This is a genomic window from Flavobacterium sp. I3-2, assembly GCF_013389595.1.
Lineage (GTDB): Bacteria > Bacteroidota > Bacteroidia > Flavobacteriales > Flavobacteriaceae > Flavobacterium.
On record NZ_CP058306.1, the window covers coordinates 1,821,264 to 1,834,612 of the forward strand.

11 protein-coding genes are annotated in these 13,349 nt (G+C 34.3%); 10 read left to right on the forward strand and 1 reads right to left on the reverse strand.

Features of this window, described 5'->3' with window-relative positions:
- From HW119_RS08520 to HW119_RS08555, 8 genes are all read left to right on the forward strand, one after another.
- Positions 1 to 3,051, forward strand: coding sequence for a TAT-variant-translocated molybdopterin oxidoreductase (locus HW119_RS08520; RefSeq protein WP_177763331.1), 3,051 nt, complete (start codon positions 1 to 3; stop codon positions 3,049 to 3,051).
- 32 nt (positions 3,052 to 3,083) lie between these two features.
- On the forward strand, positions 3,084 to 4,487 hold the full coding sequence (gene nrfD, locus HW119_RS08525) for an NrfD/PsrC family molybdoenzyme membrane anchor subunit (protein ID WP_177763334.1): 1,404 nt from the start codon (positions 3,084 to 3,086) through the stop codon (positions 4,485 to 4,487).
- Positions 4,488 to 4,493: 6 nt separating this feature from the next.
- Complete coding sequence (locus HW119_RS08530; RefSeq protein ID WP_177763338.1) at positions 4,494 to 5,018, forward strand: DUF3341 domain-containing protein; 525 nt, start codon at positions 4,494 to 4,496, stop codon at positions 5,016 to 5,018.
- A gap of 7 nt (positions 5,019 to 5,025) precedes the next feature.
- Complete coding sequence (locus HW119_RS08535) at positions 5,026 to 5,574, forward strand: c-type cytochrome (RefSeq protein ID WP_177763341.1); 549 nt, start codon at positions 5,026 to 5,028, stop codon at positions 5,572 to 5,574.
- 27 nt (positions 5,575 to 5,601) lie between these two features.
- Complete coding sequence (locus tag HW119_RS08540; RefSeq protein WP_177763344.1) at positions 5,602 to 6,957, forward strand: quinol:cytochrome C oxidoreductase; 1,356 nt, start codon at positions 5,602 to 5,604, stop codon at positions 6,955 to 6,957.
- An 18-nt stretch (positions 6,958 to 6,975) separates the two neighbouring features.
- On the forward strand, positions 6,976 to 8,163 hold the full coding sequence (locus HW119_RS08545; protein WP_177763347.1) for a cytochrome c oxidase subunit II: 1,188 nt from the start codon (positions 6,976 to 6,978) through the stop codon (positions 8,161 to 8,163).
- A 32-nt stretch (positions 8,164 to 8,195) separates the two neighbouring features.
- Positions 8,196 to 10,001: a cbb3-type cytochrome c oxidase subunit I gene (locus HW119_RS08550; RefSeq protein ID WP_177763350.1), complete on the forward strand. Its 1,806-nt coding sequence runs from the start codon at positions 8,196 to 8,198 to the stop codon at positions 9,999 to 10,001.
- Positions 10,002 to 10,074: 73 nt separating this feature from the next.
- Positions 10,075 to 10,554 (forward strand): hypothetical protein, encoded by a 480-nt coding sequence (locus HW119_RS08555; protein WP_177763353.1) that lies wholly within the window; start codon positions 10,075 to 10,077, stop codon positions 10,552 to 10,554.
- A 466-nt stretch (positions 10,555 to 11,020) separates the two neighbouring features.
- Here the strand turns inward: HW119_RS08555 and HW119_RS08560 are convergent, their stop codons facing one another.
- Positions 11,021 to 11,257, reverse strand: coding sequence for an addiction module protein (locus tag HW119_RS08560; protein WP_177763356.1), 237 nt, complete (start codon positions 11,255 to 11,257; stop codon positions 11,021 to 11,023).
- A 119-nt stretch (positions 11,258 to 11,376) separates the two neighbouring features.
- Between HW119_RS08560 and ruvB the strand changes: the two genes are divergently transcribed.
- Complete coding sequence (ruvB, locus tag HW119_RS08565) at positions 11,377 to 12,399, forward strand: Holliday junction branch migration DNA helicase RuvB (protein ID WP_177763359.1); 1,023 nt, start codon at positions 11,377 to 11,379, stop codon at positions 12,397 to 12,399.
- A complete protein-coding gene (queG, locus tag HW119_RS08570) occupies positions 12,400 to 13,329 on the forward strand; it encodes a tRNA epoxyqueuosine(34) reductase QueG (RefSeq protein ID WP_177763362.1) in 930 nt (309 codons plus the stop codon). It begins immediately after the preceding gene.
- Positions 13,330 to 13,349: the final 20 nt, after the last annotated feature.

A 13,349-nucleotide genomic window follows, 5' to 3' on the forward strand; every position in this document is an offset into this window, starting at 1 on the left:
ATGGCATCAAACAAAAAATACTGGAAAAGTGTTGAGGAGCTTAACGAGAACAGTTCTATTGTTGATAAGCTGAGAAACAATGAGTTTGTTGAAGAGATTCCTACTGAAGAGTTTCTTGGTGATAAAAACACCTTGTCTTCGTCTTCAACTACTCGTCGAGACTTTTTGAAATACGTTGGTTTTTCAACGGCAGCTGCATCATTAGCTGCTTGTGAGGGTCCTTTGAAAAAATCGATTCCTTACGTGTTGCAACCAGAAGAAATCATTCCTGGTGTGGCAGATTATTATGCTACCACTATTGCTGATGGATTTGATTTTACTAATATTTTAATTAAATCACGCGAAGGACGTCCTATTAAAGTTGTTAATAATAATGAAGAAGGAGCTTTAACTGGCGCAAATGCAAGAGTGCATGCTTCTGTATTATCATTATATGATAGCTTACGTCTTAAGCAACCAAAAATTGAAGGTAAAGCTGCTTCATGGTCAGAAGTTGATTCTAAAATCAAAGCGAGTTTAGAAGAAGCTAAAGCTGCAGGAAGTAAAATCGTTGTGTTAACAAATACAATGGCTTCTCCGTCAACTAATAAATTAATGTCTGAATTAAATGCAGCTTACCCAACATTACAACATGTTGTTTATGATGCAGTTTCTTCAGATGCTGCTCTAGATGCTTTCCAACAAGCTTACGGAGAAAGAGCATTAGCTGATTACGATTTCGGAAAAGCTGATGTAATTGTTTCTGTAGGTGCTGATTTCTTAGGAGATTGGCAAGGTGGAGGATACGATGCTGCTTATGCAAAAGGTCGTGTTCCTAAAAACGGAAAAATGTCTAAACACATTCAGTTCGAAGCTAATATGTCGTTAGCTGGAGCGAATGCTGATAAACGAGTTCCAATGACTGTTGCTGATCAAAAATTAGCATTAGTTAAATTATATAGCTTAGTTACTGGTTCTACTGTTTCTGTTGCTGCAACAGCTGCTGATGCAGAAGTGGTAAAAGCTGCACAACAATTAAAAGCTGCTGGTTCTGCTGGTGTTTTAGTTTCAGGAATTGATGATGTAAATGCTCAATTACTTGTATTCGCAATCAATCAAGCATTAGGATCTGCTGCTTTCAATCCTGCACAACCAAAATATGTTCGTGGAGGTAATAATAAAGAGGTTGCTCAATTAGTAAAAGATATGAATGCTGGTTCAGTTCATACATTAATTATGTCTGGAGTTAATCCTGCTTATACTTTAGCTGATGCTGCTGCTTTCTTAGAAGGATTGAAAAAAGTAAAACTATCTGCTACATATACTTTAAGAGAAGATGAAACTGCAGCGGCTACAACAATTGCTGCTTCTACAACTCATTACTTAGAGTCTTGGGGAGATGTTCAAATGAAAAAAGGACATTACTCGGTTACACAACCTACAATTCGTCCTTTATTCAATTCTAAACAAATTCAAGAAGGTATGCTTTCTTGGTTAGGAAAAACAGAATCTTACTACGATTATTTAAGAGCTGTTGGAACTGGAATTGCTACAGGAACTACTTGGAATAAATTAGTACATAATGGATTCTATACATTCGAAGCTACTGGTAATTCAACTGCTTCTGCTGATTTCTCAACGGCTGCTTCTCAATTAGCTGCTGCTAAAAAAGGAGCTGGTTTTGAATTGGTATTGTATACAAAAACAGGAATGGGTGATGGTCAACAATCTAATAACCCATGGTTACAAGAATTCCCTGACCCATTAACTCGTGTTTCTTGGGATAACTATGCAACTGTTTCTCGTGCTGATGCAGAAGAATTAGGATTAGAAAACTGGTTTGTTGCAAACGGTGGTATGAATGGACGTTATATTTCTATTAAATTAGGAGATAAAGTTTTAGAAAATGTACCAGTTGTTGTTCAGCCAGGTCAAGCAAAAGGAACTATCGGTTTAGCTTTAGGATACGGGCGTAAAGCTGGTATGAAAGAAGAAATGCAGGTAGGTGTAAATGCTTATACTTTATATAAAGGATTTAATAATACTCAAGATGTTACCATTGAAAAAACTGCAGGAGAGCATGAATTTGCTTGTATTCAGTTACAAAAAACATTAATGGGTAGAGGTGATATCTTAAAAGATACGGATTTAAAAACATTTAATGATCAAGGAGCAGATGTATGGAATGTAAAACCTCATGTATCTTTAGATCACCAATCTGTAAAAGCATCGACTGTTGATATTTGGCAATCATTTGATCGTACAATTGGGCATCACTTTAATTTATCTATTGACTTAAACTCTTGTACAGGATGTGGAGCTTGTGTTATCGCATGTCACGCTGAAAACAATGTTCCAGTTGTTGGTAAAACAGAAGTTAGAAAATCTCGTGATATGCACTGGTTACGTATCGATAGATATTATTCTTCAGAAGATACTTTCCAAGGTGATGTTGAAACTAAAATGGCTGCAAGTGGTTTAATGGGATCTATCGAAACTTTCAAAGGTTTAGAAAATCCTGCTGATAACCCACAAGTTGCATTCCAACCTGTAATGTGTCAACACTGTAACCACGCACCTTGTGAAACTGTATGTCCTGTGGCTGCAACTTCTCACGGTCGTCAAGGTCAAAACCAAATGGCATACAACCGTTGTGTTGGTACTCGTTACTGTGCAAACAACTGCCCTTATAAAGTACGTCGTTTCAACTGGTTCTTATACGCTCAAAATGCTGAGTTTGATTATAACATGAATGATGATTTAGGTCGTATGGTATTAAACCCAGATGTAAATGTACGTTCACGTGGGGTTATGGAAAAATGTTCTATGTGTATCCAAATGACTCAAGCTACAATCTTAAAAGCTAAGAGTGAAGGTAGATTGGTAAAAGCAAATGAATTTGAAGTAGCTTGTTCTGCTGCATGTTCATCTGGATCTATGGTATTTGGAGATGTTAATGATAAAGAATCAGAAGTTGCTAAATTAGCACAAGATGATAGAATGTATCATTTATTAGAGCACATTGGTACACAACCAAATGTTTTCTACCACGTTAAAGTTAGAAATTCATAGTATATTATTAATTAGAAACATTATAAAGGATTATGTCGTCACATTACGAAGCACCCATTAGAAAACCTTTAGTTCTTGGTGATAAAAGCTATCACGATGTAACTGTAGATGTGGCTAGACCTGTTGAAGGAAGAGCAAATAAACAATGGTGGATTGTTTTCTCAATCGCATTAATTGCTTTCCTTTGGGGAGTTGGCTGTGTAGCTTATACCGTTTCAACAGGTATTGGTACTTGGGGTTCAAATAAAACAGTTGGTTGGGCATGGGATATCACTAACTTCGTTTGGTGGGTAGGTATCGGTCACGCGGGTACACTTATCTCTGCCGTATTATTATTATTCAGACAAAAATGGAGAATGGCAATTAACCGTTCTGCAGAGGCAATGACAATTTTCTCTGTATGTCAAGCGGGTATGTTCCCAGTTTTCCACATGGGACGTCCTTGGTTAGCATTCTGGGTTTTACCAATGCCAAACCAATTCGGTTCATTATGGGTTAACTTTAACTCTCCATTATTATGGGACGTATTTGCGATCTCAACATATTTATCAGTATCGTTAGTTTTCTGGTGGACTGGTTTATTACCTGATTTCGCTATGTTACGTGATAGAGCTATTTCCCCTTTTACTAAAAGAGTTTATTCTATCTTATCATTCGGATGGTCTGGTCGTGCAAAAGACTGGCAACGTTTTGAGGAGGTTTCTTTAGTATTAGCTGGTTTAGCAACTCCACTTGTATTATCGGTACACACAATTGTATCATTTGACTTTGCTACTTCTGTTATTCCAGGATGGCATACAACAATCTTACCTCCGTATTTCGTTGCAGGAGCTATCTTCTCTGGATTTGCGATGGTAAACACTTTGTTAATCATTATGAGAAAAGTATCTGGTCTTGAAGACTATATTACAATTCAACATATTGAGTTAATGAATATTATTGTAATGATTACTGGATCTATCGTTGGGGTAGCATATATTACAGAGTTAGTTATCGCTTGGTATTCTGGAGTAGAGTATGAGCAATATGCTTTCTTAAACCGTGCTACAGGACCTTACTGGTGGTCATACTGGTTAATGATGACTTGTAACGTAATTTCTCCACAGGTAATGTGGTTCAAGAAAATTAGAACAAGTATCATGGCATCTTTTATTATTTCGTTAGTAGTAAACGTAGGTATGTGGTTTGAGCGTTTCGTAATTATCGTAACTTCATTACACCGTGACTACTTGCCATCATCTTGGACAATGTTCTCACCAACATTTGTAGATGCAGGTTTCTACATCGGAACAATCGGATTCTTCTTTGTATTATTCTTATTATACGCTAGAAGCTTCCCAGTAATTGCTCAAGCAGAGGTTAAAACTATTTTAAAATCTTCTGGAGACAATTTCAAAAGAGCTAGAGAAAACGGGAACCATTCACATAATCATTAATAAATTATGAGTACAAAAGTTATACATGCATTATATAATGATGATGACGTTTTAATGGACGCTGTAAAAACTACACGTGCTGCACATCATCACATTGAAGAAGTTTACACACCATTTCCAGTTCACGGATTGGATAAAGCCTTAGGATTAGCTCCAACTCGCTTAGCTATCTGTGCCTTTATTTATGGTTTATGTGGTTTAGGTTTCGCTACTTTCATGATGAATTATATCATGATTCAAGATTGGCCTCAAGATATTGGTGGTAAACCAAGTTTTAGTTATATTCAGAACATGCCAGCCTTTGTTCCGGTCATGTTTGAGATGACTGTATTCTTTGCTGCCCACTTGATGGTAATTACTTTCTTTTTAAGAAGTAGATTATGGCCTTTCAAAGCAGCAGAAAATCCAGATGTTAGAACAACAGACGATCACTTCTTAATGGAAGTTTCATTACATGGAAATGAAGAAGATGCTGTTGCTTTCTTTAAAAATACTGGAGCAGTTGAAGTTAAAGTAATCGATAAACACTAAGAGTAGAATGAAAACTTTATATAAATTTGTAGCATTAGCAGGAGTTTCAGCTTTAACTACTTCTTGTTTTAATAAGGAAAATCCAAACTATCAGTTGTTTCCTAATATGTACGAGTCTGTAGCTTACGAAACTTATTCTGAGTCACCTGCTTTTAAGAACGGTAAAGAAGGTCAATTACCAGCTAAAGGATCTATTCCTCGTGGATTTGAGCCTTATGAGTATGAAAATTCTCCAGAAGGTTTAGCAGCTGCTAAAGCAAACTTAAAATCACCTATTACTGAACCAACAGCTGAAGATTTAGCAGAAGGTAAAAAATTGTTCGATATTTATTGCGCAATTTGTCATGGTGAAGGAGGAGATGGAAAAGGTAATTTAGTTAAAAGAGAAAAATTCTTAGGTGTACCAAGTTATGCAGATAGAGATATTACTCCAGGTAGTGTTTATCATGTAATAACTTACGGTATGAATTCAATGGGTTCTCACAAAAATCAATTAACACAGCACGAACGCTGGTTAGTTACTGAGTACGTGATGAAATTGAAATCGGAATTATAATTGTAAAACTTAGTTGAAAGTTTAGATATGTACACATTTTCAAATAAATTAAAAACCTTCTCTTTCCTATTAATAATCCTTGGGGTTATTGGTATAGCTTATGGTTTTTTAACAGCTCCAAAAACTGTTCAAGACGTTGAGCTTATTTTAGCAGAACAACACCATGATGGTCATGGTTCTCATGATGAAGCTCACGTTACAACAGATAGTCATGCAGTAGGAGATTCACACGCTGAAGTTGCTGCTCATGATGAAGCTCATCAAAAACATTTAGAACACGTATTGCACCAATTACAAAACAAGCCTTGGGCTGCTGTTTACGTTGCTGCTATCTTCTTTATGTTTATTGCACTTGGTATTTTTACCTTTAATCAGATTCAATATGCAGCTTCTGCAGGTTGGTCACCAGTATTATTTAGAGTTATGGAAGCATTATCAGCGTATTTATTACCTGGTTCAATAATCTTCTTTATCTTATTAGTTGCATCGTCAATGCATTTAAATCATATGTTTGTTTGGATGGCTGATGGAGTAACTGACCCAACTAGTCCTAACTATGATTTTATAATTGCTGGTAAAGCAGCTTATTTAAATATTCCATTTTTCTTAATCCGTGCAGTTATTTTCTTAGCAGGTTGGAATATTTTTAGAATGTTATCTCGTAAAAATTCTATCGCTTTAGATGAAACAGGAGATTTAACATACTATAAAAAGAATTTTAAATTAGCAGCTACTTATTTAGTATTCTTTATCGTATCAGAATCTATTATGTCATGGGATTGGATTATGTCTATCGACGCTCACTGGTATTCTACTTTATTCGGATGGTATGTTTTTGCATCTTTCTTCGTATCTGGAATTACAGTAATCGCTTTAGCTACAATCTATTTGAAATCTCAAGGTTACTTAGATTTTGTTAACAAAAGTCACATACACGATTTAGCTAAATTCATGTTCGGTATTTCTATTTTCTGGACATACTTATGGTTCTCACAATTCATGTTAATGTGGTATGCTAACATCCCAGAAGAGGTTACATATTATATCTTTAGAATTAAAGAGTACAACTTACCGTTCTTTGGAATGTTAGTATTGAATTTCTTATTACCTGTATTATTATTAATCAACACAGATTTCAAACGTTTATCTTGGATCATTGTAATGACTGGTATTTGTATTCTTGTAGGTCACTATTTAGATTTCTATAATATGATTATGCCTGGTACTGTTGGTGCTTCTTGGTATATCGGAGTTACTGAAATTGGTGCTATATTATTATTCGCAGGATTATTCATCTATTTTGGATTTAAGGCTTTAGCTAAAACTCCATTATTAGTGAAGAATAACCCAATGGTTGAAGAAAGTAAACATTTTCATTATTAATATATAAATAATAAACAAATGACGAGTTTATTAATACTAGTTATCGTAGCATTATTAGGAATTGCAATTTGGCAATTAACTAAAATATTTGATTTAACACAAAATATTTCAGGAAATGAATTATGTGATTCTGAAATCGCTACAGATAAAGACAACAATATCCAAGGATATTTATTATTCGGATTTTTAGGATTTATTTATGCTTTAACTATCTTTAGTATTGTTAAGTATGGACATTTTCCACTTTTAGCTAACTCTGCATCTGAACATGGTAAAGACGTAGACAACTTAATGTGGATTTCGTTAGGATTAATCTTTTTTGTTCAAACTATTACACAATTTTTACTACACTATTTCGCATTTGCAAATAGAGGTAGAAAAGATAAAAAAGCATTCTATTTTTCTGATAACGAAAAATTAGAAATGATTTGGACTATTATTCCAGTAATTGTATTATCAGGTTTAATTCTTTACGGATTATTTACTTGGAATGCAATCATGAATGTTGACGAAGAAGAAGATGTTATTTATGTTGAAGTTTATGCTAAACAATTTGGTTGGGATATTCGCTACGCAGGAAAAGATAACGTTTTAGGTAAAGCTAACGTTCGTTTTATAAAAGGAGTAAATGTAACTGGAGCAGATATGTCTGATCCAAATTCACAAGATGATATTCTTGCTACAGAATTAAGATTACCTAAAGGTAAAAAAGTAGTAATGAAAATGCGTTCTCAAGACGTTTTACACTCTGCTTATTTCCCTCACTTCAGAGCACAAATGAACTGTGTACCTGGTATGGTAACTCAATTCGCTATGACTCCATCAGTTACTACAGCTGAAATCAGAGAAACAGAAGAAATTAAGAACCGAGTAAGTAGAATCAATAAAGTTCGTTCTGAAAGAAGTGCTGAACTTGTTGCAAAAGGAGAAGAAGCTTTAGCTCCTTACGTATTTGATTATGTATTATTATGTAATAAAATCTGTGGACGTTCTCACTACAACATGCAATTAAAAGTTGTTGTTGAAACAGAAGCTGAATTTAATAAATGGTTCGCTGCACAAAAAACTTTAGGACAATTAGTAGCTGATGAAAAAGCCGCTGCTGAAGCACCTGCTGTTGAAAAAGTTGTAGCTCCTGAACAAAATACACAAGAGTTAGAAACAGTGGTAGATACTACCGCTGTTGTAGCTCAAGTTATCAAATAATTGTTTATACTTACAAAAAATAAAATTTTAGTATGTCAGCAGTAGGACACGATTTAACTCACGGACATGACGACGCTCATGACCACCACCATAAAGAGACTTTCGTAACAAAGTACATCTTTAGTATGGATCACAAAATGATTGCTAAACAATTCTTGATTACAGGGATTTTTATGGGAATCATTGGTATTGTGATGTCATTATTATTCCGTATGCAAATTGCTTGGCCAGAAGAATCTTTCAAAGTATTCTCATGGTTATTAGGAGATGAATTTGCACCAGGAGGCGTAATGAGAAACGATATTTATCTTGCACTTGTAACCATTCACGGTACAATCATGGTATTCTTCGTATTAACAGCAGGTTTAAGTGGTACATTCTCTAACTTACTTATTCCATTACAAATTGGAGCTCGTGATATGGCTTCTGGATTCATGAACATGTTATCATATTGGATATTCTTTATTGCATGTGTAGTTATGTTATCATCTTTATTCGTAGAATCAGGACCAGCTTCTGCAGGTTGGACAATATATCCTCCATTATCAGCAGTTCCACAAGCAATCCCAGGTTCAGGAACAGGTATGACTTTATGGTTAATTTCTATGGCATTATTCATTGTACAATCTGCAATGGGGTCATTAAACTATATCGTAACAGTTTTAAACTTAAGAACTGAAGGAATGTCTATGACAAGATTACCATTAACAATTTGGGCGTTATTCGTAACAGCTATCATTGGTGTGGTTTCTTTCCCAGTATTATTATCTGCAGCTTTATTATTAATCATGGATAGAAGCTTTGGTACTTCTTTCTTCTTATCTGATATTTATTTAGCAGGAGAAGTTTTACATTACCAAGGAGGTTCACCAGTATTATTCGAACACTTATTCTGGTTCTTAGGTCACCCTGAGGTTTACATCGTAATCTTACCAGCAATGGGTATCTGTTCGGAAGTAATTTCTGCTAATGCTCGTAAACCAATCTTCGGTTACCGCGCAATGATTACATCAATCTTAGCAATTGCATTCTTATCTACGATCGTTTGGGGACACCACATGTTCGTTTCAGGTATGAATCCATTCTTAGGATCTGTATTTACGTTTACAACATTATTAATTGCAATTCCATCTGCAGTAAAAGCGTTCAACTACATTACTACAATTTGGAAAGGTAATTTACAAATGAACCCAGGTATGTTATTCAGTATCGGTTTCGTTTCTACGTTCATCACTGGAGGTTTAACAGGAATCATCTTAGGAGATTCTACATTAGATATCAACGTTCACGATACCTATTTCGTTATTGCTCACTTCCACTTAGTAATGGGTATTTCTGCACTTTACGGAATGTTTGCTGGTATCTACCACTGGTTCCCTAAAATGTTCGGAAGAATGTTGAACAAAAACTTAGGATATATCCACTTCTGGGTAACTGCAGTTTGTGCTTACGGAGTATTCTTCCCAATGCACTTTATCGGATTAGCAGGTTTACCACGTCGTTACTATTCTAACTCTGCATTCCCAATGTTTGATGATATGGTAGATGTTAACATCTTAATTACTGTATTCGCATTAGTTGGAGCTGCATTCCAGTTAGTTTTCTTATGGAACTTCTTCTATAGTATTTTCTACGGTAAGAAAGCGACTCAAAACCCATGGAGAGCAACTACATTAGAGTGGACAACTCCTGTAGAACCAATCCACGGAAACTGGCCAGGTGATTTACCAGTAGTTCACAGATGGCCTTATGATTATTCTAAACCAGGTTATGATGAAGATTTCGTTATGCAAACCGTTCCATTAAGGGAAGGTGAAAAAGACGGAGGAGCTCATTAATAATTCTCAAATATTAAGTCCTGCACTTTTAGTGTGGGACTTTTTTGTTATATTTGGTTAAAATTCTTTTGAAATGTCTAAGTTTATCTCATATTTTTTAATTTCGTTACTTTTAATAAGTTGTAATAAAAAGAAAGATTATAATAAATTAACTGACTATCGTTCAAATTCTAAAATCTCTGCATTTTGTAAGTTTCCTGATACGGTAAAGGTTGGTGAAACTAATGTTGCAAATTATATTTTTTTAAATTCTACATTTGATACAATTATTGAACCGAGAGTGAAAGAATCCGTTAAATATAGATATATTCTTTTTTCAGAATACTTCCCAGAAAATTTAAACAATTTTAATGAAAGGATTTATGCAGATTCAATATTGTTAGATAAGAATAGTTTAAATTTATCTTATGAGTTTGATGAAGAGGGGACTTTTTTTATTGGAGGTTTAATTTTAGATGAATTATACTACGATTATAGATATTTAAAATCAGATAGTTTAATAAAATATGTAGCTTATAAAGTAGTCTCTAAAAAAGTCATTGTGGTAAAATAGATAACCCCGAGACTGTTATAATTCACGTTTTTAACTAATAAAAAAAGCGAGATATTCATAAAAATGCAGTAAGTGTTTTTTGTTTATAAAACACTTACTGCTGTTGCATTTACATATCAAAGAGTAGAAGTTCTTTATTTAAAAAGGTAAAAGCCCTGCAAATTGCGGGACTTTGTGTTTCTACCAAATATTAGAATCTTTAGAAGTATGTAATACGGCAAGTATCACAACTCTTTTTTTAATTTTGTCAATGATGTTATGAATTCCAAAAGGAAATGTATTAGTAAATACAATTTGTGTATCTCGGTATCTAGCTTCAAAAAGAAATGGATCATTACCGATTAATTGAATAGCTTTTTTTACTTCATTATCGAATCGTTTTTCTAAACCAATTTGTTTCGATTTATACCATTTTTTAGCATTTGAATATCACTTTTTGCTTCAGTAAGGTAAACTAAATCGTATTTCATACATCTTTATCTAGAATTTCAAATAATGTTTTTATCGGTAGTACATCATCAGGACTGTTTTGATAACTGTCTAAGCGTTTATCTAAAATATTTTTTTGCCATTGAGGAATATCTTCCTTTTCTAGTTTATACCTGAAAGTTAAAAAATCAATATAACGTTCAACATCTTCCAAAAGATCTTCAGGAAGTTGTTTTAATTTAGCGTTGATTTGTTTTATTGTAGAACCGTTCATAGTTTTTTCAAAATGATCATATCAAATATACAATTAGATAATTGAAATTTCTTTCTTTGGATTTTCAAATCCGCTACCTAACAACTTTTTCCAATTCTAAAAAAGTTTATCTTTGTGGTATGAATCAGAATTTAAATCCAACAAATGCTCATTTCACACCGGAAGAAAACGATGTAGAAAAAAAATTACGTCCACTTAGTTTTGACGATTTTACAGGTCAAGATCAAGTGTTAGAAAATTTACAAATCTTTGTAAAAGCTGCTAATTTACGTAACGAAGCATTAGATCATACGTTGTTTCACGGACCACCCGGACTTGGAAAAACCACGCTTGCTAATATTTTAGCAGCCGAATTAAACGTTGGAATTAAAATTACATCTGGTCCTGTTTTAGATAAACCGGGAGATTTAGCTGGTTTGCTAACTAATTTAGAAGAACGCGATGTTTTGTTTATCGATGAAATCCATCGATTAAGTCCAGTTGTTGAAGAATATTTATATTCGGCAATGGAAGATTTTAAAATCGACATCATGATCGAATCTGGACCTAATGCACGTTCAGTTCAAATTCATTTAAATCCGTTTACTTTAGTTGGCGCAACTACGCGTTCTGGTTTATTAACTGCTCCAATGCGTGCGCGTTTCGGAATTCAAAGCCGATTACAATATTACAATACCGAACTTTTAAGTACCATCATCGAAAGAAGTTCTTCTATTCTTGGAGTTCCAATTTCGTTAGAAGCTGCGATTGAAATTGCAGGTCGTAGCCGCGGAACACCACGTATTGCTAATGCACTTTTACGTCGCGTTCGTGATTTTGCTCAAATCAAAGGAAACGGAAAAATTGATATCGAAATTGCTCGTTTTGCTTTGAATGCTTTACATGTCGATCAACACGGATTAGACGAAATGGATAATAAGATTCTTACCACCATTATTGATAAATTTAAAGGCGGTCCTGTTGGATTATCGACCTTAGCAACTGCGGTTTCTGAAAATGCCGAAACGATTGAAGAGGTTTACGAACCATTCTTAATTCAAGAAGGATTTGTTTTCAGAACACCTCGTGGTCGTGAAGTTACAGATAAAGCATACAAACATTTAGATAGACAAAAACCAAACGTTCAAGGAGGATTATTTTAAATGTTGCATCGTTCAAAACATACTCAAATGATAAAAAAGGAAGCCGAGCGATTAGGCTTCCTTTCTTGTGGTATATCTCAAGCAGATTTTTTGGAAACCGAAGCGCCTCGTTTAGAAAATTGGCTTTCAAAAAACATGCATGGCGAAATGAGTTATATGGAAAATTATTTCGATAAACGTTTAGACCCACGATTGTTGGTTGATGGAGCAAAATCTGTCATTACGTTATTGATGAATTATTATCCAGCTCAGTTTCAAGTGGAGGATTCGTATAAACTTTCTAAATATGCATACGGACGAGATTATCACGGAGTAATCAAAAAACGAATGAGTGAACTAACTGCATTTATTCGTGAACATATCGGAGAAATTAATTCTGAGATTTTTATCGATTCAGCTCCGGTTCTAGATAAAGCTTGGGCAGTTAAAAGTGGTTTGGGTTGGATGGGAAAAAACACCAATCTGATTTCAAAAAAAACAGGTTCTTTTTTCTTTATTGCCGAAATTATTTGTGATTTAGATTTGGATTACGATACCATTACAACCGATCATTGTGGTAGTTGTACAGCTTGTATTGATGCTTGTCCGACGCAAGCAATTGAACAACCTTATGTAGTTAACGGAAGTAAATGTATTTCATATTTTACGATTGAACTTCAAAATCAAATTCCTACAGAAATGAAAGGAAAATTTGACGATTGGATGTACGGATGCGATGTTTGTCAGGATGTTTGTCCTTGGAATCGTTTTTCAAAACCTCATAACGAACCTTTTTTTGAACCTCGAGCGAATCTGTTGGAGTTAACAAAAGCCGATTGGAATGCGTTAAATAAAGAAACATTTAATAAGGTTTTTAAAAAATCGGCAGTTAAAAGAATCAAATTCGAAGGTTTGGTAAAAAATATCCAATTTATTAAAGATGTGGAATAAAAAAATCTTTTTATTTTTTT